Raw genomic sequence first — 26444 nt, forward strand, 5'->3', positions numbered from 1 at the left:
CAGGCAAATCTGTACAAAAGTTTGCATCCAAAATAAGTTGGTGTAAGCTTGAAAGTATAGATAGGCCTGACTTTTATTTTTTGTACATAGGAGGATGATGGAGATGAGCGTATTACCCAATTTTCGATTGGATGAAAAGGTTGCAGTTGTAACGGGTGCTGGAAGGGGAATAGGAAAAGCGATTGCGATCGGGTACGCAGAAGCAGGTGCTGATGTAGTGCTTCTTTCCCGAACAGAGCAGGATCTTCAAGCTACTGCTGAAGCGATCCGTTCAATAGGACGGGAAGCATATGTGTATCCAACAGATTTGACAAACATAAATGAAGTAAATGATACGGTGGAAAAAGTGATGGATGAAGTCGGGAAGGTTGATATCCTCGTTAATAATGCGGGAATGAACATACGTACCCCAGCCTTAGAGGTAACAGAAGATGAGTGGCAGACGATCATGGATACAAATTTGCGTTCAGCATTCCAGCTTTCCCAAAAGTTTGCTCATCATATGAAAAATAACGGCACTGGAAGAATCATCAACATTTCTTCTGTTGCAGGAACGACCGCACTTCGCACAGGGGTGGTCTATGCTGCAACGAAAGCGGCGATGATCCAAATGACTAAAAATCTAGCATTGGAATGGGGAGAGCACGGTATACAGGTCAACTCGATCGGACCCTGGTATTTCAAAACCCCACTTACTGAAAAGCTCCTTCAGGACGAGGAATACTTAAACAGCATTTTGTCCCGCACGCCATTGAAGCGTGTCGGTGAGCTGCCGGAATTGGTTGGACCAGCGGTATTTCTAGCTTCAGACGCAGCCTCATATGTAACAGGACAAACCCTATTTGTCGATGGCGGGATGACAATCTATGGATTTTGAGAAAGTTCATTTTCATTTGGAAAGCTTGGTTAGCCAAGCTTTTTCCCTTAACCAGAAATTAGAGGACACCAGAGACGTTATTTACCGAAAAACACGATTAAACACATGAATTTTAGCTGAGTAGCGGAACAGTTGTCCTCTAATATTCGAGAACACTACATTTTGTCACAGATAACGGAAGATGTCTTCTAATTTTCCGCTGAGGGGCGAGACATCCTCAGCGAGATTATCGCAGTAAAAAATATAAAAGAGGCTGTCCAAAAAATCTGGTCAGCCTCTCTGACTCAATTCAGTCCCTTGCATAGCTTACATCTTTTGTCGGATGCATGAAAGGACTTCCTTTGGGTATACGGTTTTCCTCAGCTAGTTCCCTGTTTTCAGTTGAATTCCAACCGATGTCATTATACGGATGAATCCATTCATCACCGGACATGATTTCAGGATCGGTTTCATCACTCCAGTTTTCAAGCGGAGAGTTTTCCGATTCGTAATGACTGTCCCCAATCGTCACTCCGTAATAGTTGACAAAAGGTTTCCGTTTATCTTTATCAACATTTTCAAAAACAGGCGCGTTAGCTTGATGAGGCAACGTTCCGTCAATTGATGGATTTCTATCCTTTCCATTACCCATTCGGCTCACCTCCAAAAAGAGGATACCCTTATTGTTGACTAACAGATGTGCTTTTATGTCAATACACCTCAACGCATGACCCCAGACTGAAGGATATTGGTTTTGAAGTTCACCTTTACATTAAGATCTGGGTAAATCTCATCCCACTGCTTTTCGTTCCAATTACGGTAGTGTGCATTTGCACTTTTCCCGATGCCTAATGGATCCAAGTTTTGTTCTTGCAAAGACTTGATTAGATTCTCAGCTTTGTTTTTTAATTCTTTGTTGACTGACTTCTCAATGACTTTCACCTTTTTTTCAATTCCTTTAATATCACCTGAGTGTTCATTTATTAGTGCGTTCAATTTGATAGTATACGTAACTTGTGGTGAATCCACATCTCCCTTGAATTCGATTTTGGGTTCAGCATCGATATGCCCTAACGAAACTTCTCCATTCAGTTCTTTTACTTTTGCGATCAAGCTGCCACTATTGAAACCGTTATGAAGAAGGGTGAACATGTATAGATCGGAGGCAGGTAATTCCCCTACCATCTTTCCTTTCTTGAACAGACTGACCCCTTTCAAATAGACTTTCTTGTCTTTTATCCCTAATAAAGGTAAAAATGGGTCTTTACCTTCTGTAAAAAAAGATCTGAAAAAAAGGTGCATGTTCGTACGGGGAAACGTTTCTTGTTGTGAATTCTGTTCGATCAGTCTTGTCAAGGCTATCCCTAGATCCTGGTTAGGGAGTCTATGTTCCATTATGAAATCATGGACATTACCATCATAAACCGCCAGCTTTAAATTGGCACTGACACTCGGGTCTCTCCGAAATTCATCACCGGTTTTAATGACACCTCCTTGTGCAAACTCCTTTCCGAACAAAACAATCTCAATCTTTCCGTTGGCGAGAGGGCGTTGTGCTTGTAAATTTAATTTTTGTCTGATATCTTGGTTGATTTCACCGACAGCAGTAAAGTAATCATTGTTAACCGATCCATCAGGCTGGTATTGTGGGACAGCAGCTGTCCCTTGTGTTTGCCCATCGACCCTTTCGAAACCGACCAGTGTGACCAGGTTGATATCATCAAGTATTTCCTTTTCAGTCGTACAGCCTGTTAGAAGTAAGCTGATAATCATGATCAACGATATAAACTGTTTCATCGTTCGTGCCTCCTTCGTGATTGGAGATGAAAGACGATGAATAGGAACGGGATATAGAAATAAATCAAATAAAATCCTAATCGGGATATAGCAGTAATAAACATATCTGTCGTTTCACGATCAGATATCAAAAGCTGAAGAATATAAACGATAAGGAGCATGACTATCAATGAACTCCTTTGCCTTATACTGAATGTCCTTTTAAGGGTACGGCCTGCACACCATAGACTTATGCAGATGTTCGGAAATGTGATTAATGCCCATATCGTGATGGCGATATATTCAAACCGTTCGACAAATGGAAATTCGACAATCTTGAACATGCTTAACGTAGCCCAGATCGTCCTTCCAAGCTGTTCTTGGCTATAAAAAGAGAACGATACCACTGCTACGATGACATAGATGAAGGTTGAAAAAAGGATGCCGTAATGGCCCCATTTTTGTGATTTCTCAGCTTTTTTTAGAAAAGGATACAGGATCAGGATCACTTCAAACCCAATATACTCCAGGGTTGCAACCTTGGAAGATAATAAGATATCTTTGATGGAATGATTGAAAACCGGTTGAAGATAGTCCCAATCACTATATTGCAATGGAAAATATAAAAAGAAGATAAGGACTATTGGGAGTGTGACACCGAAAAATGCGATTCCCGCGACGATCCTGAAACCTGCTGATACTGTATAATAAATAAGAAATATGTAGACCAAAAGGAAGAAAGGCAGGTTCATATCAGGGAACATCCAGACTTGAACAACTTCGAGATAACTGCGCATGACAGTGACGCCCATCAACAAGAAATAAATCGCAAATAGGAAACTGAAAAATTTACCCAAACGTTCCCCGTACGCACGTGCATGGATTGCAATTATATCGCCCTTTTCCTTATTTAACATTGTATACATCATCCACAGAATCAGATGGATAGAAAGACCTGTAATGATGATGGAAATCCAGGAATCATATTCGGCGTCCATGGCTATATACCGTTCGTACCCTAGAATGCCAATACCGATTTGCATCGTATGAATCAAGAAAAAAGCCATGCTTGCCGAGACTTTGTATCGTTCTTTTATAGTAGAGCTCATCAAAGATCTTCCTCCTTTCTGTCCTATTCGTCTATATCCTTTTTTTTCTTTGCCTTTTGTTTTTTGAAGCGCTTTGTGTCTTCAGTTTGTAAATTGATCGGTCGTAAGGATTGTGCAGAGAACGGAAGGCGTACAATCGTATCTTTCAAATCTTGGATTCTTGGTGGGTATAGAGGTTCCATATAAGGCCGTCCAAGAGATTCAAGGCGTAGTAGATGCACAAGCAAGAAACAGAAACAAATCATGATTCCTAATAATCCCCAAAATTGTGCAAAAAACAAAAAAGGGAATCGGATCAATCTGATGGTGTTACCCATTTTATAAACTGGCGTCGTAAAAGAAGCTAATGCGGCAAGAGCGACAATGATGAGGAGGACATTACTCGTTAGTCCAGCTTCAACTGAGGCTGTTCCAATGACGATCCCCCCTACGATACCGATTGTCTGCCCAACTTTTGTCGGTAGCCGGGCTCCAGCCTCACGCAATAATTCAATTGCGAGTTCGAGTATGATTGCTTCTAATATAGGTGGAAACGGGATATTACTCCGTGAAGTAATCAGTATTCCCAACAAGTCTTTAGGTATCAATTCATAATGATAAGTCAATACCGCGACATAGAGCGGTGTAGCGAAAACAGAGAACATGACTGAAAACATCCTGATGACCCGGAAGGTGGTCGCTACGTGCCAGTTCAAAAAATAATCTTCAAACGATGAAAAAAACTCGATCAGTGTTGTCGGACCGATCAAAGCATGGGGAGAACCTTCCGTAAGTACTGCGATTTTGCCTTCTGCCAATGCTGCTGAAACACGATCGGGTCTCTCGGAGTCGATCAACTGAGGGAAGGGTGAATTTTGATTGTCTGCTATCAGTTGTGTGATGAAAGAACTGTCCAAAATCTGATCAAACTCGATCTCCTTGATTCGTTGTAATACAGTATTGATATTCTCCTCATTAGCAATGCCTTTTATATAAATTACACTCACTAATGTTTTCGAAGTCGTTCCTATTCTCATTTCATCAACAGTCAGGTGTAATGTGGGTAATCTTTTTCGGATCAGATGTAAATTTGTGTCGAGTGATTCGACAAATGCTTCTTTAGGTCCTAGAACGCTGAATTCAATTTCAGGTGCCGCAACTTCTCTAGTCGATACAGAAAGAGCCTTTACCAATAAACATTCATCAGAGTTACGATCAAATTGAAGAATGATATAACCAGCAAGGAGTTTTTCCTTTATTTCGGGTACCTTATCCGATTGAAGGATGTTATCAATTGGAATATCCCTTTTTAAATCTTCTAAATTCCGTTGTTTTTCATGTTGGATATAAGGAAGAATATCACGGTGTAGTGTGTCCATATCAATCAATGTCTTTATATAAGAAATATGGATTGTGCTGTTTTCATTCTTTAATTCAAATCGTTCGAAATCCTTGGAATTAGAAGCAAGTTCATAGAGATCAGAAAGGGTATGAGGTTCATTGCCGTCTTTTTCATTTTGTTTTTGGGAAGAGTCCGTCCACTTTTGAAGCAGTTTCTTTATCATCCGAAAATTCCTTTCCGAACCTAAGTTATCACTCCTTACGCTTTCCAATTGTTAGTACAAGTATGCGATACTGGAATAAACTCTTAACAGTTTTCAGGCATAAAAAGAAGGGGCTGTCCCAAAAGTGTCTGACACTTTTCTTTAGGACAGTCCCTTTCTAGAAAGGTCCTTTTTAATTAAACTTGAAGGATTTGATGGATTTCAATAAAGCTTGTGCTGTTGTCGTCAAAGAGTCTGCCTGGTTATTGACTTCTACCATTGTGGCAAGCTGACCATCTGTAGTGGCAGATACCTGTTGCGTACGTTCTGCTGATTCGCGTGCGATACGTGCCGTTTCCGTTGTAGAGGTGTGGACTTGCTCAGAGCTCGCAGAAATTTCTTCTACGGAAGCGGAAACGTCCTGGATTTGTCCGGCAACCTCTTCTATGATCGTTGCAATTATTTCAAAGGATTGTTCAGCGTCTCCGATCACCACTGTTCCAGTTTCGACTTCTTTTTTACCGCTGTTCATTACCGAAACGGTTTGTTGGGTATGTGTCTGGATGCGTTTGACAAGTTCAGAGATTTGTGAAGCGGATTGCTCGGATTGTTCAGCAAGCTTTTGGACCTCTTTCGCTACGACGGCAAATCCTTTTCCGTGTTCACCTGCACGTGCGGCTTCTATCGCTGCATTCAGTGCCAGCAGGTTCGTCTGATTAGCAATCTCGGTTATGACATTGACAATCTGATTGATTTCTTTTGATTGTATGCTGAGTTGTTGGATTTCTTCTGCTACATTGTCGGTGACTGAGTCGATCGCATCCATCTGCTGCCTTACTTTTACGATGAATGTCTTACCAGAGTCGACTTCAACTGTCGCTTTGTTGGACATTTCAGCAACCATTGAGGCGGATTCAGCAATCCGTTGTATTCCAGCGGTCATTTCATCCATGATCTGGGCTGTTTGTTCTGCTTCGCTCAACTGTGTGCCAGCCCCTGTTGCCACTTCTCGCAGCATCGTATTGATTTCCTGTGTGGAAGCACTTGTGAGCTGAACCTGATTGATGAATTGTTTTGATGTTTCCGCAACCTGATCACTATTGACCCGTACATCTTCAATAAGTGCCCGTAAGTTCCTGGTCATCTGATTGAATGCATTGGCAAGTTGTCCGAATTCATCCTTAGTTTGAAGATCAAGCTTCGTCCTTAAGTCGCCACTTGCAACTTTTTTCATGGTACGAACCGTTTCATATAAAGGATTCAAAATCAGGAATCGGACGGCAAGCATGATCAGGAATGAAGTAACAATAAGGCTGACAATCGTATTGATTACAAAAGCGACACTTGTAGAAAGATCATCAACCAGGCCTGAAATCAAGCCGTTGAGGACTGTAGATATAGGGATGCTGATGATCAAGCTGACGAGCAATACCAAAAATAGTTTAACGCCAACACTCTTCAACGACCGTAGAGAGTTGAAGGATGCATCCTTGTTCGTTATGGCTGAGCTTTTCGTGGACATTATATATGTTCCTCCATTCATATAGATAAGCCAAGTAATCTATATCTTATATCGGTAATTATCGGAAAACTTTGACTGTAAGCGCCATGTTTCCAAACAATTTATTTGAGATTGAAACTTTTTCAGGTAGAAATCGACTATTAATAGTAAGAGGGGGAGAAAGCCGTGGTGGAGCATATATTTAACCGGTTATATATGGACTATCACCAATCGCTGTTTCAATTTCTTGTTTATTTGTTACGAGATCGAGATGCAGCAGAAGAACTCGTCCAAGACGTTTATATAAAAGTTATAAACTCCTATGACAAGTTCAAAGGGGATAGCAGTGAAAAAACATGGTTATTTTCAATCGCACGAAATGTAGCGATCGATTATATAAGAAAACAAAAGAGACAGAGAAAAACGATCATAGGGTCATTTGACGTAGAAGAAAGAGAAAATCAACTGATCCATCCTGATAAATTACCAGATGAAATCCTTGAACAGAATGAATCTTTCAAACAAATGTATGAGGCTTTATCACAATGTAAAGAGGAGCATCGTCAGTTGATATTACTACGATATATCCATGGTTTTAGTATAAAAGAATCGGCAGCGATCATGGGTTGGTCTGAAGGAAAAGTCAAAACTGTACAGCACAGGACACTTAAAACGTTGAAAAGCATTCTTGAGGACAGCAAGAAGGAGGAAGAATTGTCAAATGGGACAGTCTAATTGGAACGAAGAAAAGATCATTCAAACACTTCGTGATTTTCCTGTAGTGGAGGATCGACAGACGAAAGAAGAGTTGTTTGAAAAGATCGAAAGTCGAATTGAAACAAAAAAAACGAAACGGAAGTCCTTTAAATTCATGCCGATACTTGCTGCTGCCTGTGTCCTGCTCATCGCTGCCATCATTTCACCTGCTGTACTGAAGGAAACCGTTTTTAAAACTCCAGGCAGTGAAATGAACCACAGTTCAAAGGGTTCTTCGGAAATAGAGAAGGCAACTCCTTTGATACAAAAGAAAACACCAGAAGAATCCATTCCACCAGCTGCTGACCCAGAAGAGGGGGAAGCACAGCCGGCAGAACAGCAGCCTGCAGAGAGTAAAATCGAACCGAAAGCGTATGAAAGTAATAACGTCACCTATCATTCAGCGGCAGTCGAAGTGCCTGAGGATAAACAGGCGATCACAGTCTATTATACGGATGAAGGGGCTGAGAACGTAGTGCCCGTCAGTTATATTGCGGATAAAGGATTGCCGAAAATCGAAGCGTTACGTGAGGCATTCCAAAAGATTGATACTGAGGAAATGGGTTTATTTGCAACAGAATTCCACAAGGGTGACAGAGTCAAAGTTTCAGATGATCCAGAAAAGAATGAGCTCATCCTTGATATCGAACCGGGGACCATCCAGGGAACAACAGGTGAACGAATGTTTATGGATACGGTTGACCATACCGCCTATAGTCTAGGGTATAAGCAGGTGATGTTCAGAACCAATGGAGAGCCAGGCTACGAGTTTTCCCACTTCGGGCCTATAGAAGAAGTTGATATCAAAGGTCCAGAAAAAGGATTCAGTACTTTGGTTACAAAAAAAGGAACCCTGGTGCTTGGTGAAAGGATCAAAGCGAATGACTCTCAAGAACCGACATCGTTAGAAGGAATTGTGAGATCAATGAAAATGGATACCAGTGGCTTTGGAGATGAAGAAGCGATACAACCTAACATTTTCATAAAACAAATTAGTGAAAAGGAAAAGATGGCAATAGTCGAACTTGTTGAAGGATCAAGGCTTGAAAATAACATAATGTACATGGCAATGATTGAATCCATTTTGTTAACAGCACATCAGTTTGGATATGAACAAGTCTATTTCTTTGGTTCAAACGTACAGGAGGTAGGACCGTATAATTTAACTGAGCCACTCCCTGTCCTGAAAGCTCCGAATGTCATATCGCATCAATAAAAAGCTGCCAACTGTGGCAGCTTTTTTCTCGCTGCGGGGTCTCGCCTGGCTCGCTTTTCCCACAGGAGTGTCGTAAATTTTGCTTAAAATCAACAAAGTTTTTTAACAAAGCATTGTCCGTTATCCCCCTAACCCTACATAATCAAAAAGAGTGACCCATCAGCGGTCACTCCTTTCATACTTAAAGAAAGTATAAAATACTTTCTTTAGTATAAGGGCAACTAAGGCTCGACCTACAAAAGGCTTGGCCTCGCCAAGTTTTCTTTATCTGAAACTCTATTCCTTGTACGGCAAGATCTTCACTTCTACTCGTCTGTTCTTCGCTCGTCCTTCAGGTGTGTCGTTTGAGGCGACAGGTTGAAACTCCCCATAACCCGTTTGACTGAACTTCGTAGGATCGAGGTTTTCGTTTTGAAGCAACAGTTGCATGAAATTGATGGAACGCTGTGCGCTTAACTCCCAATTCGAGCTGAATTCATTATTTTTTATCGGTACATTATCCGTGTGGCCCGCGATGACGATTTGTCTCGGGGGGTCTGTTACGAGCAACTGGGAGATCTCTTTTGCAAGTCCCACAGCTCCTTCTTTAATGTAAGCACTACCTGAATCAAATAGTGCATTATCCAATATTGTTATAATCAATCCGCTCTCCGTAAGCGTCGTTTTCAAACTTTTATTCAAGTTGTTATCGTCAATATAGCCATCGATTTTCTCTTTAATTTCTTTCAACTGTAATTGATCGAGATCGCCATCCTTTTTTTCGCGATCATCCGTAGGTACAAGAGCATTCTCACTTGTCGGTATCGATGTCTGTTCAACAATGCTTACAGGGCTTGTATAATCCAAGGGACCAGTTCCGCCATTCAGTGCAGACTTGAAAGAGTTCGCCATGTTCTCGAACTTTGCAGCATCAACAGTACTTACTGCAAACAGGACAATGAACAACGCCAGAAGCAGGGTCAGCATATCTGCATAAGGGATTAGCCAGGTTTCATCAATGTGCTCTTCCTTTTTCTTTTGGCGGGTTTTAAGCATTAAGCCCCTCTCCTTCCTGGACAACAGGAGTTTCTTGATTTCGCTGATTAGCAGGGACATAGATTTTCAGCTTTTCTTCTATGACACGAGGGGAAGCCCCGTCTTGAATTGATAAAATTCCTTCAACCATGACTTGTTTCACCATTACTTCTTGCTTTGATTTCCGTTTCAACTTGTTTGCGAAAGGGTGCCATAGCACGTATCCTGTGAAAATACCGAATAGCGTAGCAATGAACGCTGCAGCGATGGCTTTTCCTAATGCATCGATATCCTGCAGGTTCCCTAAAGCAGCAATAAGTCCGACTACTGCTCCAAGGACACCTAATGTAGGGGCATAAGTGCCAGCCTGTGTGAAGATGGCTGCTGAGCTTTCATGCCGCTCTTCCATAGCAGCAAGATCCTCGACCATGACATCACGAATGAATTCGGGCGTCTGACCGTCAATCACCATCTTCATGCCGTTTTTTAGAAATGGATCGTCAATGTCGTCTGCATGAGTCTCCAATGCAAGGAGTCCTTCCTTTCTTGCAATGGTAGCCCAATCCGCAAAGATCGGGACTAATTCTTCGACTGTCGTCATTTTTTTATCCGTAAACAAAATCTTCAAGAGCTTAGGAATTTTTTTTATTTCATTCAAAGGGAAGGCAATGAGTATCGAAGCGGCCGTTCCTGCAAAGATAATCAGTAGCGCAGCGGGATTGAAAAGAGCAACAGGGTTCACCCCTTTTAAAAACATCCCTACCCCGATGGCAATGACCCCAAGAATGATTCCGATCACTGAAGCTTTATCCATAAGAAGCTCATCCTCACTTTAAAATTTCTATCAAAATCCGCCCAATTGTCTAAGAGAAAAAACGATATTGTTATGGTTAATATCGTCAACTTTCCTATATTTGTTTAATAGGAATTTGGAATCAATAGAGCGTGGAAATTTAAAGAGACATCATCAATGTAAATCCAGAAGGATGAGTAGAAGTATTGTAAAACGGGACATACTAAGACCACAAATGGTAAAAAGAGGTCTGTATAAATGCGGGCAGTAATGGAGGTTGTATAAATGGGAGCAAACAATAAACAAGCCGAGGAGCACGTTGCAAAAGAACTAGCAGGAACAGTAAAGCCGGAAATGCCTGCAAAAGAGGAGAGGGACGGTGAGGAAATCACCAACCCTTATCATATTGTCCAACGCTTGATCGAACGTGCATGTGAAACCCTTGAGCTTCAAGAAGGGGTTTATGATATTTTAAAGAAACCGAAAAGAATCATGAAAGTGTCTATCCCTGTGAGGCGGGATGACGGAGACGTCGTCAATTATACGGGTATGCGCTCTCAGCATACCGATATCCTCGGACCAACTAAAGGAGGGGTCCGTTTTCACCCTAACGTAAATGAAGATGAGGTCATTGCGCTATCGATGTGGATGACCTTGAAAACAGCGATTGTCGGTATTCCCTTCGGCGGTGGAAAAGGAGGAATCATCGTTAATCCGGAAGACATGTCAGAACGTGAAATTGAAGAGCTGAGCCGCGGATTCATTCGCGAGCTTGAACCGATCATGGGTCCGGAGAAAGACATCCCAGCTCCCGATGTCAATACAAGTCCGCAAATCATGGGGTGGATGCTTGATGAATTCGATCGTTTAAGAGGGCATAATGTACCAGGATTTATCACAGGAAAACCTTTGATCATTGGTGGATCGGAAGGGCGGATTGAAGCGACAGGCCGAGGTGTCGTCATCACCATACAAGAGGCTGCAAAAAGGTTGAACCTGGACCTCTCTGGAATGAAGGCAGCTATACAAGGTTTTGGAAACGTCGGCTCGATCACCGCGAAATTTTTGGCTGAGGCAGGAGTGAAAGTTATTGCAGTGACTGATGCGAAAGGCGGGGCATTGAACGAAAATGGTCTTGATATCCCTGGATTGATCGCGTACATGGAAGACCATAAGACCGTCAAAGGCTTTTCAGACAGTAAAGACATTTCAAATCAAGATTTATTTGGTTTGGACTGCGACATTCTCATTCCTGCCGCATTAGAAAATCAAATCACTGGAGATAATGCAGGAGATATCAAAGCAAAAATCGTAGCAGAAGCTGCAAACGGGCCGACTACACCAGAAGGGACTCAAATTTTAGAGGACAATGGTGTTTTTATCATACCTGATATCTTGTGTAATTCCGGCGGCGTTACGGTATCATATTTTGAATGGGTACAGAATGCCATGCACTATGCTTGGAAAGAGGAAGAGGTATTGGAAAAGCTAGAAGAAAAAATGACAGCCGCATTTAAAGCCGTGTACGAGATAAAGGAAGCAAAACAGGTGAAGATGAGAGAAGCGGCTTATCTGGTGGGTGTCGGGCGATTGGCTCAAGCGATGAAAGCACGAGGCTGGATCAAGAATTGGGAGATGCCGGTCGATTGTTGACTTAAGATTTTTTTTACCGTCTAATATCTGTTGAAATAAAAGAAATCACGAGAAATACTGACAAGCTTCTCCATCCCTCAATAGACCTAATTCGGGCGGATGGCTACTATAGTCCGCTTACTTATTTCGATTATTTTCGTAGGATATATCAAAAAAAGAGTGACTTGGAAGCTCCAGCCTCACTAAGTCACTCTTTTGCATACTTTGTAAACCGCAGCAGGTCACCGTAGATCAAACCATCAGATAATTCAAGCTCAATCAGTTTTTCTCTCGCTTCTGAACAGGATTCACGTACCACTACTTTTCCGGACTTACGGTCGTAACACATATCCGAAGTATAGACGTACTTATCGGTTACAATGCTGCGGTCACGTAGAACTGCGAAGTTTTTATGGTCTTCTGATAAGAGATCTGTACCGAATTGGATTCCTTTATTTTCAATACCGAGCAGATTCAGGATCGTCGGTTTAAGATCAATCTGCCCAGAAACGTTCGAAATGGTTTTCCCCTCTTGACCAGGAATATGGATGATCAGAGGAACACGTTGTAACTGGACATTATCATAAGGTGTGATTTCTTTATTGAATACCTGGGCCATCGCATTGTTATGCTGTTCGGATATACCATAATGGTCCCCGTAAATGATAATGATCGAATCCTCATACAGACCCTCATTTTTCAATTGTTGCACGAAATTTTTAATCGCCTCATCCGTATAGCGGACAGTGACAGGGTAACGATCAACGATAGGATCTCCCGTATCGAAAGTGGGGATCATTTGATCTTCTTCACTGAATTTGAATGGATGATGGTTTGTCAATGTGATGAATTTAGCATAAAACGGCTGTGGAAGATCCTTTACATATTTCATCGATTGGTCGAAGAAAGGCTCATCCTTCAATCCGTAATTGATTTTGTTCGTTTCATCAATCGAATAATACTGTTCTGCATAGAATTGATCATAACCTAAGGACTGATACATGATGTCCCTATTCCAGAAGCTTTTATTGTTTCCATGAAAGACAGTGCTGAAATAGCCATGTTTCTTGATGATTTCAGGTGTTGCATAATATTCATTCAATGCATGTGTTTGGAAGACAGCTCCTCTTGGCAAAGGATACAAAGAGTTTTCAATCAGAAACTCAGAATCAGATGTTTTTCCTTGACCGGTTTGGTGATAAAAGTTGTTAAAGTAATAACTATCCTGGATGAATTCATTGAGGAAAGGTGTAATTTCCTTCCCGTTGATTTCTCTTCCAATCACAAACTGCTGGGTTGATTCCATTGAAATCATTATGATGTTCTTGCCTTCAGCAATCCCATGCAAATCTTCATTCGGCTCTACTGATTTATGCGCTGTATACTGATTGACCTCCACGATATCCACGTTATCCGCTAAAGCCTTCTGAGCAGATGTTTTAGACTGCAAAACGAGGTCGTACAGATGGTAATTGTAAGTACCAAGGTTTTTTACAAGCAGTTCCCGATCAAATGTCCGTGTCAGTAATTCCGGTCTTTCAGATTCTGCAAGACCAAGATTGACAGCTAGGATCACAACAGCGGTTATCAGTAATTTATACAGGGTGGCTTTCGGATAAGCTGTTTGCTTTAGGTGGCCGCGCTTGTATAAGAAGTGCAAGAGAATGAGGTCGGCAAAAAAGATAATGTCATACCAATAGGTTTGTGCAATGACACTGTTTCCGATGTCCCCGACGTTATTCGTCTGGAATAAAACAGGGACAGTGATGAAATCATTGAAAAACCGATAATACAATGTATTGGCATACAGGATGATTGAAAATGAAGCTGCAATGATCAAGGTGACTCGATTACGCAGGCGGGTTGGGAAGAGAAAGACAAGTGCTAAAGAAAAAAGCACAGAACTAAGAGGATTGATTACCAGGATCAATTCTTGTACCCAATTGCTCGTCTCTAGGTTGAAGCATATTTTATAAACGAAATAGGTTTTGATCCACAGCAGAAATGCTGTAATGATCACGCTATCGTAATTTTTGATTCGCTCTTTCATAATTGCAACCTCCTAGTTGACACAAGCGCACACTGTTGCATAATCCATACCTCTTTTATAGACGAGCAAATGAACAGAAAGTTCCGTATTTCTTTTAAATGGCGTTCATTCCGAATCTTCATAATAACAAATTTTGTTAATTTATTAAAGTTATAGGTCCCGCAAAACTCTTCCTCATTTACTATTGCCATTTATCGTGAAGATGACTATAATAAGAAAAAATTAACAACGAACTTTCTTGAAGAGGAGAGTAGATATCAGGTGATCCTGAAAGCGAACTGGAGTTGGTGGAAGTCCAGTATAGCCTGTTATTGAACCGCACCTCGGAAAAGCTTTTTTGAAAGCGAGTAGGAAAAGCCGCCGCCCTGCGTTATGGGGACAAAGTTGGTTCTTAATGTGGAACAAGCAGAGTGGTACCGCGGGATAATCTCGTCTCTCATTTAATGAGAGGCGTTTTTTTTATTGAATGAGCCTTAATTGAAAAAGAAGGAGTGAATGGCCATGACAATACAGCAATACACAGCCCAACATTTAGAGAAAGTGATCGATCTTCCGGCAAGCGATATCGAAAAAAACCTGGAAGTACCACCAGACCGATCTTTAGGAGACCTTGCCTTTCCATGTTTTATACTAGCAAAAACGTTTAAAAAATCACCGGTTCAAATTGCCCAAACATTAGCAGAAGATTTGAAGGGGTCAACCCACTTTGAACGAATAGAAGCTGCAGGACCCTACCTGAACGTTTTCTTGCCTAAAAAGCAACTGACACAAGCGGTCATTTCTAAGATTTTAAAAAATGGACAGTCATATGGAAGTGAAACGACGAATAAAGGTACTATTACCATCGATCTCTCATCACCGAACATTGCCAAGCCTTTTTCCATGGGGCATTTGCGCTCAACGGTGATTGGTAATGCAATTGCCAACATCGCTTCCAAAAAAGGATACCAGCCGTTCCGTATCAACCATCTAGGGGATTGGGGCACACAATTCGGAAAACTGATGACAGCCTACACCAAGTGGGGGGACGAAACGGCCGTCAAGAAAAGTCCGATTAAGGAATTGAACACTCTGTATGTTAAATACCACGAAGAAGTGAAGGATAACCCTGATCTTGACAATGAAGGAAGAGAATGGTTCAAAAGACTGGAAGACGGAGATGAAGAAGCGAGAAAATTGTGGACCTGGTTCAGAGAAGAATCCTTACAGGAGTTCCAAAAGATATATGATTTACTTGATGTGCAATTCGATTCGATGAATGGGGAAGCGTTCTACAATGATAAAATGAAACCCGTCGTAGAAGAGCTCAGCGAAAAGAAATTGTTAATTGAGTCAGAGGGGGCGATGGTGGTCGATCTTTCAGAGTTCAACCTTCCGCCTGCCCTGATCCAGAAAAAGGACGGTGCCTCTCTTTATGCGACAAGAGATCTGGCAGCGGCTAAATACAGAAAAACAACCTATCAATTTGTGAAATCTTTGTATGTCGTTGGTCACGAGCAATCCTTGCACTTTGAACAAGTGAAAAAAGTCCTTTCAAAAATGGGATATGCATGGGCAGATGACATGGATCATATTCCTTTTGGGATGATCCTGCAAGATGGAAAGAAAATGTCTACACGAAAAGGGAAGACGGTATTGCTTGAAGAAGTCCTTACTCAAACCATTCAGCAGGCAAAAGAAAATATCGAGAGTAAAAACCCGACGTTGGAAAATAAAGAAACGGTTGCAGAAATGGTGGGAGTCGGCGCAGTTATTTTCAATGATTTGAAACAATCACGATTGAACAGCGTCGAATTCGATATTACAAGCATGCTCCGTTTTGAAGGAGAAACTGGCCCTTATGTCCAATATTCACATGCACGTGCTTGTACGTTGTTAGCGAAGGGAGAATGGACGATTGAGGAACCAGCAGCTTCTTATGATATCGACGAACCGTATTTATGGGAGATCATCCTGACGCTTGAGAAGTTTCCTGGTACGCTGGACCGGGCTTTGAAGGAATATGAACCGTCGATCATCTCACGGTATTTGATCGAGTTGTCCCGATACTTCAATCAATATTATGGGAAAGTACGGATCCTGTCTGGAACGAAAGAGGAACAATTGGCCCGGTTGAATGTAGCAAAAGCTGTGACGGTTGTGTTGAAGGAAGGACTTCGGCTGCTTGGCATCAAGGCGCCGGAGAAGATGTAAGAAGGGGTGATCGATATAAAATGAGAAGGAAGAAGGGTCTCATCCATCACATTGAACTATATGTCTCTGATCTGGAGAAAACGATTGAGTTCTGGGGATGGCTTCTTCCGGAGCTCGGCTATTTCGAATATCAGAAATGGGGTAAGGGACGAAGCTGGAAGCTGAAAGATTCTTATATCGTATTCGTCCAAGCTGAAAAGAAATACCTTGACGTTCCGTACCACCGCTGTCGGGTCGGTCTCAACCATTTAGCCTTTTATGCGGAATCCATGGATCAAGTCGATCAGCTGACGGATGAATTGAAGAAAAGAGGCGTGACGGTTTTATATCCGGATCGTCATCCATATGCAGGTGGATCTGACCATTACGCCGTCTATTTCGAAGATCCCGATCGGATCAAAGTTGAACTCGTAGCACCATTTTGAGGAAAAAGCTGAAAACCTGAATGGAGGTACCTTTCCACTCAGGTTTTCTTGATTAACGCTTTAAGAAAGAAATAGGCAACTATAGCTCAGCCTTCGTAAGGGCTTAGCTTTGCCAAGTTTTCTTTATTGAGAGGCGAGCCATGAGACCGCCCAGATATCTTTTGTTTCATCTCGGACGAGCCTGAAGAACTTCATGTTTTCCCCGGTGCCGCCCCATGTGATATACGCTTCTTCTCGATCCATAGGTGTCTCTTTAACGACTTGATTGAATTTTTCCACTTCCTGGATCTCTTGCAGTTTCTTTTCGGTATTTTTGCGCAATACGGGGTCTTTTGCAATTTCATCAAGATAGTGCTGTTTGGATGGCATGGATCCAGCGGGATCTTGATAATACATGATATACACGGTTTCATAGTCATTTTGTTGGATCGCATGATAATGGATCTGCATGACCCCGAATGGATGCAGACCTTTGAGTGCATCCTGGCTCTGCTCAGCTTTCACCTGTTCATACACTGTTAAAAGACGATCGTCTATAGGTAACAAGGGTCCGGAGATCGTCTGTTGCTGGCCATCATCTTTTTCAGCTATCGAAAAATCGTCCTTCGATGCATCTAGTTTGGCATCTCCCTTATCTGATTCATCTAAAGCAGGCATCGTTCTTTCGGGGAGGGCAGCGCTTTCCGGGCTTGCGCTTTTATCGGCTGCTGAATTGATTCCAGCATCACTTGATTCACTAGAATGTTCGCTACTTGATGGGAAGTTATCCATTGCAACCTGAACGACTGCCATTACAAGAAAAAGACAAACTGCAGTACTGAGTATCGGTTTCCAATGCGAATACATGAACGAAAATCGTGATGATCGTTTCTTAGCAATGGCGTCCCGGATATTCTGTTTTTGTTTATCTGTGAAACGTTCTTCTGACGACATCATTCGATTCAATGATTTATTAAGATCTTTAAGATGATTTTCCATCACCGATACTCCTTTCTGATGAAATGACTTCTTTAAGAAGCTGACGGCCTCGATGAAGACGTGTTTTTATCGTTGATTCGTTTGTCAGGAGCATCATGCTGATCTCCTGGATCGATAACTCCTCGAAATAATACAAGAGGAGCACCTCTCGATATTTAAGAGGTAAGGTAAGCATTTGTTTGGCTAATGTTTCGCTTTCATCCTTTGCAATCAGATCAGCTTCAGGCGTCTGTGTTTCTCCCTTCATCCAACGGGAGATTTTATCGGTAAATTGGAGGTTCTTGAACGACCAGGTTCTATGATAATCATGGCACCGATTGATCGTAATCCGATAGATCCAGGTTTTCACAGATGATTCTCCACGGAACGTATCCAGCTTTGTATAACAAGCCACAAAGGCTTCTTGGACGATATCCTCTGCCTTTCCCCAATCTTTTACATAGGTGTATGCTAGACGCGTCAATTTTTCCCCATACTGGTCCATCATGTGCTCGAGGACCTCCTCTTTCGGGTACCGGCCGATCACGTTATCAAGCTGTATCTTAGACCGATTTCTCGGTTGATATTCTTCCAACCTGCTGACCTCCCTTATATGTCTTTAACCTATTGACGTAAACAACGACCAATCCGTTTCAGGTTTGCAAAAAAATTGTGAAGCAGTAATAGACGGCTCGCGAGATAACGAGTAAAGTAGGATATAAGATATATGTTTAGTATATATGAGTTTAGCTTGAGGAGTGGTTTAATGGATGGTACGAAAACAATTGTCAGGTGCGGTTGGTGTGAAAACGACCCATTATTGATCAGTTACCATGATGAAGAGTGGGGGAAACCTGTATCAGGGGATGATGAGCTCTTTGAAGCCCTGACATTAGAGATCTTTCAAGCAGGATTAAGCTGGAAAACAATTTGGCATAAACGTGAAAATTTCCGTAATGCCTTCGATAACTTTTCGATTGCCAAGGTAAAAAGCTATGAAATTGAAAAGGTAGAAGCACTCTTAGAGGATAAAGGCATCGTCCGTCACCGCCGGAAGATTGAAGCAACAATTCATAATGCTAATGTAGCTGAGCAATTGATTTCTAAATATGGAAGTCTAAAAAACTATTTCGATTCACTCCCAGAAGATCAGCTTGAAAGACAAAAGGCGATTAAAACCACATTCAAACACGTAGGACTGACAACAGCGGAAAGCTTCCTGATGGCAGCAGGCTTCATAGATCCAGACCACAGTGAAGAATGCTTTTTGAAGAAATAAGGCTGTTTTCCGAAACTTTGTGAAAGTCGTTGATTTCCGCTCCAGGATGCTCGCTTTCCGCGGGGCGTGCGGTGAGCCCACTCGTCGCTTTGCGACCTCAGGAGTCTCCTTTTCAAGGAAGCATTTGTGCTCCTGCGTCTACAAGAAAGTCCTGTCGAAGCGAGCTTCCTCGTCGCATGCCTTGCGAGGAGATTATTCAGGTAGTAGGCACGCTGATCCCGCAGGACAAGGAAAGCTTCGGCAGCGTTACATCGCACGAAGAAAATGCGATTTTCATTTTCGAGGAGTCTCGCACCTTGTTCTCCACTCAACTTGCACAAGGTGATTTTTAAAACTAACTCAAAAGCAATAATCTTTTAGAAAAGAGCCAAAAATAAAAAAGAAGGCACTTTTTAGATGCCTTCTACGATTATGTTCTTTTTCTGTGCCTCATTATAAAGTAAGAGACTTGAACATCGGCGGGTTTTCGTCATAAGCAACAGCTGAACTACTCATCGGCGGGTTTTCGTCATAAGCAACAGCTGAACTACTCATCGGCGGGTTTTCGTCATAAGCAACAGCTGAACTACTCATCGGCGGGTTTTCGTCATAAGCAACAGCCGAACTACTCATCGGCGGGTTTTCGTCATAAGCAACAGCTGAACTACTCATCGGCGGGTTTTCGTCATAAGCAATAGCCGAACTACTCATCGGCGGATTTTCATCATAAGCAATAATTGAACTGCTTTTTGGTGGAGGGTTTTCATCAAACGCCACCGTAGATTTATACATAGGTGGATTCTCATCATATACTTGAATGTCTTTGTTTAAATTATGCGGTGACAAGATAGACCCACTGACCATGATCAAACCAAATGAAAGAAGTAGTGTTACAGACTTTAAAAACCTTTTCATTTTACACACCCTTTTAAGTGAATTTTTTATTAGTAATTAAAGCTAATTTGTAATACTCGCTAGAACTCTTATATTGTGAATTATTATAATAATAATCAGCCAAGAGGGACGAGTACTCGCTAACATGTTCAAAAATATTTTTGTTTTGGAAGTATGGGATAGCTACCTTTTTAAGGTAAACTTCAAATTCCTTATTAAAATCATCTTCCAACCTATATTCTAATATCTTTGCATGTATTTCATATTCTTCATTGTTCTTTACTTTCAATTGTTTCTTGACTTTATCTAACCACTGTCTTGAAAGCTCTAACTCATCTAAATTTAAATGCTCTTTAGCGATCAGATAATAAGTAATATATACGTTTGAATTATCGTACTTATCTTTAATAGATAAGCTTTTCATGTAGTATTGAATAGCTGTTTCAGGCTGTCCTTTATTACTGTAGACAAACCCTATATTATGGTAAATCATTCCTAAGCTGCGATTATCATTAAACGATTCAGCAAACTTTAATGCTTGATTAAAATGATACTCTGCTTGAGAATAACTCTTTATTCGACGATTTGCTATACCAAGTAAGATTTGACAATCAGAACTCCTGCTGAAGTTATATTCTCTGTCAAATATTTCTAGCGCCTTGTAAGCGTAGGTCATTACAGAAGTACTGTGGAATAAATAACTATGAGATAAAGCAATACTGTAATAAAAGACTCCAACCTCAACCTGATTAAGTGGAGTTTGTTGTAAATTACCCTCGGCTTTTTCGAAATGGATAATAGCTTCAGAATATTCTTTTACATAATAGTAATAGAAGCCCTTTATAAAATAGTAATAGAAGTTTATGGAAGGGTCTTGATACGTTTCTTGCAGTTTACTAATTTTTCTAATCAGAGGTTTTGCCTCATCTAAGTTGTTTTTTATTAAGTAGAACCTTATTAAAAACAAATCGTATCTTGTAAGAAGTAGAGGATCTTCTATAAAAGGAAGATACTTTTTTATTTTTGAATGAAGTTCTTCGGCTTCTTCATACTTCCGAAGAATAATTAAGTAATTCCACTCATTTAGTAATCCAAGTATATTTACATCTAACTGCTCTTCAGTGGGGGAAATCCCAAGCCTTTCACAGAGCAGTTCAATGACGTCTTCACTAGATTTGGCGTCTCCATTTTCGATTTTACTAAGATACGATACGGAGCAAATTCCCCTAGCTAATTCTTCCTGAGTGAGGCCTTTTGTTTTCCTGTAATATCTTATTCGTTGTCCTATCAAAATATCCCCCCTCCCAAACTTGGGAAAATTGACCCGAAAAACCATCAAATATCGTCTATCAAAACTACCATTTTTCCCAATACAGGACCATATGTTCCTTTGATAAAATAAATATAACACAAAATATGTTTACTAGTTAGTCTTTCAAACTAGTTTTTCTGTATTTTGGAAAGATTATTACAATCATTGTAGTAAGAATGTTCTTATTTTAATTATGACATGAATGGGAGGATAGCATAATGGGAAAAATGAACAGTTTCATCCATGACAAACGTGAATCGAAAGACCCGTTTTATGCTTCTGATGACCTGGGGATTGGAAAAAGATCAAAAACTTTAAATAGAAAAACAGTAAAATTTACCCAAGATAATACGAAGGATTTACTTACTGATGATCACAAGAACAAGTGGTATTACAACCGTGTTGATAAAAAGGGCCATATTGCTCTTGTAGCTGTCAATCCGAACAATGATACAGTCATTAAAAAGAAACTTTACGGTACTCCGAATATTTATGAATTTCCTGATCATGTGGTGATCGCTTGTGAAGGAGATGGTGAAACAGGATCAGTGTACCAATTCTCCAAAGTAACTTTAGAGTTGGTGGAAGAATGGGAAATTGATGGATTCATTTGGGATGTGAATATGTACAACAGTTCTGTCTGTGTTTCGGCGTACGTAGTCGACCTTGATATGGCCAGGTTGTATATCCTAAATGGCAGATCAATTGATTTTGTCGAGCTCGGTACTCATTTTGCACCTGCAGATTTATTGGTTTTACAGAATGATCTGTTCATATCCGCATATCCATTGACAGAAAGAAGCCCGAAAAAGATTCTAAGGCTCGATGAAGAGTTTGATCTTGTTAAGGAATATGATGTATCCATCTGCCCTAGGTTTTTATTCAAGGATGGTGAAGAGATACTGATACAAGAGTTGGACGTGAAAACGGGTCGATCTGACCGCTATTCATCCTTGGATCTACAAACTGGAAAAGAAATCATCACGAAGCGGAGAAAACCAAGACGGCGCGTAAACTTCTATTAAATTGAACTGATTTCAAAGAGGCTAGGACAAATGAATTTTGTTAAAAAGAAAACCCGAACAATTTGTCCGGGTTTTCTTTAGTGAGCAATAAAGTATAAAATACTTTCTTCAGTATAAGCGCAACTAAGGCTAATCCTGCGCCAAAGGCTTGGTTTTGCCAAGTTTTCTTTAACGGATTTTTCAAATTACAACACAGGGTATATAAGATGCACAGCAAATTAGTGGTTGAGAGGAGTGGGTCAGAATGTGGAAAGGCTCAGCTGCTGTTTGTATAAAGGACCAAAAGCTTTTGATGGTACAACAAGGCGAAGAAAAGCTATGGACGGTTCCATCCGGAGAAAAGTTTGTTGAGGAGTGCTACGAAGCATGTTGTTTGCGTGAACTAGAAGAAGAAACGGGATACCTCGGTGATATTCAGCGGTCGTTATTCGTGAAAAAAGGACAAAGTTTCGGCATCGATATCACAGTCCATTACTTTCGTATCCAGATCATAGGTGGAGAGATGAAGATCCAGGATCCCGATGAATTGATTCATGACATTAAATGGGTGTCCTTAAAAGAACTGCAAACACTTGATTTGTCTTTCCCCGAAGATCTCGTTTTTCTTTCGGAATACATCAAACAATCTTCATGAAGAGAAAATATATTAAAAATTCTGTAAAATAAGCAAAAATGGGAAATATTGTTTTGCGAATGTCCCGAAATTAAAAGAAAATGGTAATTGGTGTGATGTCCTGTCAAAATCTCGATCTTATACGAATGCTATTGTTGGACCAAAAATCTTTTATAGGGGCACGCGAAAAATGAAAAAGATCACAGTATTATTTGTGTCTCTTCTTTTAAGTTTTGTTTGGATACTCCCAGAAAACATTCATGCAGAAGACGATGAACCAACAGATCTTTTAAGTGAGACCTCCATTTTAATCGATGCAAAAACTGGTGAAGTATTAGCAGAAGACAATCCTGATAAACGAATGTATCCGGCGAGTATTACGAAAATCGTAACCGCGATTATGGCGATCGAGTCTGGAAAAATGGATGATGTCGTGACGATCAGCGAGAATGCAGCTACCACCCCGGGTACTCAAGTCTACCTGGTAGAAGGGGAGCAGATGACATTACGCCAGCTCGTGCAGGGATTGATGATCAATTCCGGTAACGATGCAGCCGTCGCGATTGCCGAACATCTATCGGGAAGTGTGGACGCGTTCGCAGATGATATGAATGAATTTGCACAAGATGAGTTTGGATTAACAAACACCCATTTTGTCAATCCAAATGGACTGCCTGATGATGATCATTACTCAACGGCTGCGGATATGGCTGAATTCACACGATATGCGATGCAATTTGATGAGTTTAAAGAAATTGTCCGTACGAAAGAGTTGGATTGGAAGGGTGCTGGATGGGAGACCACCCTTTATAATCACCATAAGCTTTTATGGCGTTATGATGGGGCGAGCGGGGTGAAGAATGGGTACACAAGTAAATCTAAGCATACACTCGTAACAGCTGCTGAACGAAACGGTACCTCTTTAATCGTTGTTACGATGAAAAACGATTCATCCGAACAAGCCTATCAGGATACAATCGAACTGTTGAATTATGGATTCGAACATTATGAAACGAAAAAAATTGAAAAAGGCACGGTCTTCACAAATGTTGATGGGAAAGAAATTAAGCTGAACGAAGATAAATTGTTCACTCATAAAATCAATGAAGGCTTTGAAGCAAAAATCAATGAAGAAGGAAACCTGATCATCAAAAATGATACAGATGAAGAAATCGCTTCTTTCCCGCTTATTTCAAATACAAAGAAGAGCGGAGGAATTAAAGAAGCAATCGGAAGTGTGAAGGTTGAGGATGTTGAGGGCAATTCCTTGTTTTCTGTTTTATTGAAAGGAAGTTTACTCCTCTTTGTCGTGTTGTTCGTATGGAACATCATTAGAAAAAGGAGAAGACAGAAGAAGAAAAAGCTGCGGAAAAAGCGAATGATGGAAGAAATCAATCGGATAAAGGGTTCGACTTAAGGCTGTGAAAGCCTAAGTCGGTCCCTTTTTACGTTTCAGGACGAATTATCTGCAAAACAGGAAATCACCTTAAAAGTACAAATTGGGTGATATAGGAAATGTGGGCTAGTTAGGTTATAATCAGTTAAGAGTTCTTGAATACACGACAGGGGGCCACGATTCATCATGCGTTTGGAACCATCTAACCAGATCGCGCCGAAAGCTTTGACCGTATGGCGTATTTATGGTGTTTTCAATAGTCTTTTCTTTATTTTACTATCGATCGGAAGTATTGTTCTTGTGCTTCTGACTCCGGTTCCGGTTTGGGTATCGATCATTACCATATTAATTACTGCTCTTCTTACATACCTTTTTATCCAAGTACTGCCAGCGATCCGTCATCGTGTCTGGCGTTATGAAGTGCGGGAATATGAAATTGAATTGAAGTTCGGGCTTTTGATCATTCGCAGGGTGCTGATTCCTATGGTACGCGTTCAGCATGTTGACACAAAGCAAGGACCGATTCTCCGTCACTATGATTTATCGACTGTCACGATTTCTACAGCTGCCACAACTCATGAAATTCCGGCTTTAGATCGTGAAACAGCAGATCAGGTGCGGGACTACATCTCACAAATGGCCAGGGTGACAGAAGAAGATGTATGAGCCGACAAGACTTCATCCATTAGCTGCTGGATTGTCCTTTTTAAAAATGCTCAAGGAATGGATCATCCCAATCGTCATATTTTTCTTGTTCGGTCCTGGAAGTCCACCGGGAATGGCCTGGGTTTCGTTTGCGCCGTTCCTCTTCATCCTCTTGTTAGGAGGCTACGGTGTCCTGCATTGGTATCGGTTCACCTATCATATTGAAGGTGAAGAACTGAAAATCGAGTATGGGGTGTTTGTGAGGAAGAAACGCTATATCCCGAAAAGAAGGATCCAATCGATCGATTACACCCAGGGGATTTTCCACCGGATTTTTGATGTTGTGAAAATCAATATTGAAACAGCTGGAGGTCCTGGTGGGGCAGAGGCTTCGTTATCTGCAGTCAGTCTAGCGAATGCTGAGCAGTTGAAAGAAGCTTTACGTCGTGAAGAAAAAACGAAGATAGAAGAAGATGACATACAGGCAGAAGCTGAGAGGGAAGAACCTGCCTATAGCTATACGTTATCGTTGAAAGATTTGCTGCTGGCGGCTTCTACTTCAGGCGGAATTGGTGTCACACTGCCACTGATTGGAACCCTGAGCTCCCAGTTCGAAAATTTTATTCCGGATGAATTTTATGTAGAAGCTTTCAATTGGTTAAGCGGGTTTAGTTGGATCGTGATTGCTGGTATGGTTTTCTTTTCGTTATTTTTTGCATGGTTCATATCCTTTGTCGGTGTGATCTTAAAATATGCTAACTTCCAAATCAGACGCTTCGACGACCGGATCGTCATTAGCAGAGGATTGCTTGAAAAACGGGAGCTTACTCTTCCTTTGCACCGGATCCAGGGAATACGCGTAGTTGAAAGTGTCCTCCGACAGCCTTTTGGTTTTGCGACCGTACATGTAGAAAGTGCTGGTGGTGCTGGGCCGGAAATGGGCGTTTCTGCAATGTTGTTTCCGTTCATCAAGCGTTCAAAAATTAATGCGGAGTTGGCGGAAATTCTGCCAGACTACAACGTGCCTGCAAAAATGAAACCATTACCGAAACGGGCAATGAGGCGTTATATTCTACGAAATGTTGCTCCAGCAATTCTTGTGGTCCCATTGTTTTGGGTGGTTCCATCACACTTTTGGTTTTTGCTGTTTATGCCAGTCCCAATCCTCGTAATGTGGGGAATTCTTGATTTCAAGGATAGTAAATGGTTGATCGAGGGGCAGTCTTTTTATATGCAAACACGGACGCTTTCACGATCTATGCTTATCACGAAAAAGAGACGAATGCAGGATTTTGAGATCAAACAATCCATATTTCAACAACGTCATGATTTGATCACGTTGAAAACTGCAATTTTATCAGGTGGAGTCGGCAAGGTTTTTCAATTGAAGGACGTAGAAACCAGAAATTGGAACGAAGCGTTTGGTTGGTTTTCTCGAAAGTCTCAGGAAAGTAAGTTACAATGAATATAACAATAATTGAAGCTCCTGTTCTCAGGGGC

At 41.2% G+C, this 26444-nt stretch carries 24 protein-coding genes, 1 pseudogene and 1 other annotated feature; of the genes and pseudogenes, 13 read left to right on the forward strand and 12 right to left on the reverse strand.

The window, feature by feature from the left end; translation table 11 throughout:
* Positions 1-103: 103 nt before the first annotated feature.
* The gene (locus ACTWQL_RS18535) at positions 104-877 is read left to right on the forward strand and encodes an SDR family NAD(P)-dependent oxidoreductase (protein ID WP_443143909.1); all 774 of its coding nucleotides are present in this window, start codon (positions 104-106) and stop codon (positions 875-877) included.
* A gap of 289 nt (positions 878-1166) precedes the next feature.
* On the opposite strand, the gene ACTWQL_RS18540 is transcribed toward ACTWQL_RS18535, so the two are convergent.
* The 5 genes from ACTWQL_RS18540 to ACTWQL_RS18560 form a co-directional block, all read right to left on the reverse strand.
* Positions 1167-1508 (reverse strand): DUF3905 domain-containing protein, encoded by a 342-nt coding sequence (locus ACTWQL_RS18540; RefSeq protein WP_443143910.1) that lies wholly within the window; start codon positions 1506-1508, stop codon positions 1167-1169.
* Between the two features lie 68 nt (positions 1509-1576).
* Positions 1577-2653, reverse strand: a complete 1077-nt coding sequence (locus ACTWQL_RS18545; RefSeq protein WP_443143911.1) for a Ger(x)C family spore germination protein — start codon at positions 2651-2653, stop codon at positions 1577-1579.
* The gene (locus ACTWQL_RS18550; RefSeq protein WP_443143912.1) at positions 2650-3741 is read right to left on the reverse strand and encodes a GerAB/ArcD/ProY family transporter; all 1092 of its coding nucleotides are present in this window, start codon (positions 3739-3741) and stop codon (positions 2650-2652) included. The genes ACTWQL_RS18545 and ACTWQL_RS18550 overlap by 4 nt, the downstream gene beginning before the upstream one ends.
* 23 nt (positions 3742-3764) lie before the next feature.
* Positions 3765-5285, reverse strand: a complete 1521-nt coding sequence (locus ACTWQL_RS18555) for a spore germination protein (protein WP_443143913.1) — start codon at positions 5283-5285, stop codon at positions 3765-3767.
* A 172-nt stretch (positions 5286-5457) separates the two neighbouring features.
* Complete coding sequence (locus tag ACTWQL_RS18560; RefSeq protein WP_443143914.1) at positions 5458-6786, reverse strand: methyl-accepting chemotaxis protein; 1329 nt, start codon at positions 6784-6786, stop codon at positions 5458-5460.
* A 162-nt stretch (positions 6787-6948) separates the two neighbouring features.
* On the opposite strand from ACTWQL_RS18560, the pseudogene ACTWQL_RS18565 reads away from it, so the two are divergent.
* Together ACTWQL_RS18565 and ACTWQL_RS18570 are read left to right on the forward strand one after the other, a co-directional pair.
* A pseudogene (locus ACTWQL_RS18565) lies at positions 6949-7500 on the forward strand (sigma-70 family RNA polymerase sigma factor); the annotation flags it as partial.
* Positions 7487-8737, forward strand: coding sequence for a hypothetical protein (locus ACTWQL_RS18570; protein ID WP_443143915.1), 1251 nt, complete (start codon positions 7487-7489; stop codon positions 8735-8737). The pseudogene ACTWQL_RS18565 and the gene ACTWQL_RS18570, both read left to right, overlap by 14 nt.
* Positions 8738-9013: 276 nt before the next feature.
* Here the strand turns inward: ACTWQL_RS18570 and motB are convergent, their stop codons facing one another.
* Both motB and motA read right to left on the reverse strand, forming a co-directional pair.
* On the reverse strand, positions 9014-9799 hold the full coding sequence (gene motB, locus ACTWQL_RS18575; protein ID WP_443143947.1) for a flagellar motor protein MotB: 786 nt from the start codon (positions 9797-9799) through the stop codon (positions 9014-9016).
* On the reverse strand, positions 9765-10565 hold the full coding sequence (motA, locus tag ACTWQL_RS18580; protein ID WP_221569036.1) for a flagellar motor stator protein MotA: 801 nt from the start codon (positions 10563-10565) through the stop codon (positions 9765-9767). Before motA ends, motB begins: the two co-directional genes overlap by 35 nt.
* 333 nt (positions 10566-10898) lie before the next feature.
* On the opposite strand from motA, the gene ACTWQL_RS18585 reads away from it, so the two are divergent.
* Positions 10899-12197: a Glu/Leu/Phe/Val family dehydrogenase gene (locus tag ACTWQL_RS18585; RefSeq protein ID WP_443143948.1), complete on the forward strand. Its 1299-nt coding sequence runs from the start codon at positions 10899-10901 to the stop codon at positions 12195-12197.
* 187 nt (positions 12198-12384) lie between these two features.
* On the opposite strand, the gene ACTWQL_RS18590 is transcribed toward ACTWQL_RS18585, so the two are convergent.
* Positions 12385-14226 carry an LTA synthase family protein gene (locus ACTWQL_RS18590; protein WP_443143916.1) on the reverse strand — a complete coding sequence of 614 codons (1842 nt, stop codon included), beginning with the start codon at positions 14224-14226 and terminating at the stop codon, positions 12385-12387.
* 229 nt (positions 14227-14455) lie between these two features.
* Positions 14456-14666: a binding site (T-box leader), on the forward strand.
* 61 nt (positions 14667-14727) lie between these two features.
* Here ACTWQL_RS18590 and argS point away from each other — a divergent pair.
* A complete protein-coding gene (gene argS / locus ACTWQL_RS18595) occupies positions 14728-16419 on the forward strand; it encodes an arginine--tRNA ligase (RefSeq protein ID WP_443143917.1) in 1692 nt (563 codons plus the stop codon).
* A 20-nt stretch (positions 16420-16439) separates the two neighbouring features.
* Entirely contained in the window at positions 16440-16844 is a 405-nt protein-coding gene (locus ACTWQL_RS18600) for a VOC family protein (RefSeq protein ID WP_443143918.1), read from the forward strand.
* A 123-nt stretch (positions 16845-16967) separates the two neighbouring features.
* On the opposite strand, the gene ACTWQL_RS18605 is transcribed toward ACTWQL_RS18600, so the two are convergent.
* A complete protein-coding gene (locus ACTWQL_RS18605; protein WP_443143919.1) occupies positions 16968-17822 on the reverse strand; it encodes a hypothetical protein in 855 nt (284 codons plus the stop codon).
* Positions 17806-18396 (reverse strand): sigma-70 family RNA polymerase sigma factor, encoded by a 591-nt coding sequence (locus ACTWQL_RS18610; RefSeq protein WP_443143920.1) that lies wholly within the window; start codon positions 18394-18396, stop codon positions 17806-17808. The genes ACTWQL_RS18605 and ACTWQL_RS18610 overlap by 17 nt, the downstream gene beginning before the upstream one ends.
* 171 nt (positions 18397-18567) lie before the next feature.
* Between ACTWQL_RS18610 and ACTWQL_RS18615 the strand changes: the two genes are divergently transcribed.
* Positions 18568-19080, forward strand: a complete 513-nt coding sequence (locus ACTWQL_RS18615; protein WP_443143921.1) for a DNA-3-methyladenine glycosylase I — start codon at positions 18568-18570, stop codon at positions 19078-19080.
* Positions 19081-19256: 176 nt separating this feature from the next.
* The gene (locus ACTWQL_RS18620) at positions 19257-19412 is read left to right on the forward strand and encodes a hypothetical protein (RefSeq protein ID WP_443143922.1); all 156 of its coding nucleotides are present in this window, start codon (positions 19257-19259) and stop codon (positions 19410-19412) included.
* A gap of 100 nt (positions 19413-19512) precedes the next feature.
* Here ACTWQL_RS18620 and ACTWQL_RS18625 read toward each other — a convergent pair whose 3' ends face one another.
* Both ACTWQL_RS18625 and ACTWQL_RS18630 read right to left on the reverse strand, forming a co-directional pair.
* Positions 19513-19974: a hypothetical protein gene (locus tag ACTWQL_RS18625; protein ID WP_443143923.1), complete on the reverse strand. Its 462-nt coding sequence runs from the start codon at positions 19972-19974 to the stop codon at positions 19513-19515.
* Positions 19975-19987: 13 nt separating this feature from the next.
* Positions 19988-21244 (reverse strand): helix-turn-helix domain-containing protein, encoded by a 1257-nt coding sequence (locus ACTWQL_RS18630; RefSeq protein WP_443143924.1) that lies wholly within the window; start codon positions 21242-21244, stop codon positions 19988-19990.
* Positions 21245-21483: 239 nt separating this feature from the next.
* On the opposite strand from ACTWQL_RS18630, the gene ACTWQL_RS18635 reads away from it, so the two are divergent.
* The 5 genes from ACTWQL_RS18635 to ACTWQL_RS18655 all read left to right on the forward strand — a co-directional run bounded on the left by ACTWQL_RS18635 (position 21484) and on the right by ACTWQL_RS18655 (position 26409).
* On the forward strand, positions 21484-22290 hold the full coding sequence (locus ACTWQL_RS18635; RefSeq protein ID WP_443143925.1) for a hypothetical protein: 807 nt from the start codon (positions 21484-21486) through the stop codon (positions 22288-22290).
* Positions 22291-22534: 244 nt separating this feature from the next.
* Positions 22535-22924, forward strand: coding sequence for an NUDIX hydrolase (locus tag ACTWQL_RS18640; RefSeq protein ID WP_443143926.1), 390 nt, complete (start codon positions 22535-22537; stop codon positions 22922-22924).
* A 169-nt stretch (positions 22925-23093) separates the two neighbouring features.
* Positions 23094-24320: a D-alanyl-D-alanine carboxypeptidase family protein gene (locus ACTWQL_RS18645; protein ID WP_443143927.1), complete on the forward strand. Its 1227-nt coding sequence runs from the start codon at positions 23094-23096 to the stop codon at positions 24318-24320.
* A gap of 165 nt (positions 24321-24485) precedes the next feature.
* A complete protein-coding gene (locus tag ACTWQL_RS18650) occupies positions 24486-24965 on the forward strand; it encodes a PH domain-containing protein (protein WP_443143928.1) in 480 nt (159 codons plus the stop codon).
* On the forward strand, positions 24958-26409 hold the full coding sequence (locus tag ACTWQL_RS18655; RefSeq protein WP_443143929.1) for a PH domain-containing protein: 1452 nt from the start codon (positions 24958-24960) through the stop codon (positions 26407-26409). Before ACTWQL_RS18650 ends, ACTWQL_RS18655 begins: the two co-directional genes overlap by 8 nt.
* Positions 26410-26444 lie beyond the last annotated feature (35 nt).

The organism is Pseudalkalibacillus sp. R45, assembly GCF_052246725.1.
Classification (GTDB): Bacteria; Bacillota; Bacilli; order Bacillales; family Fictibacillaceae; genus Pseudalkalibacillus.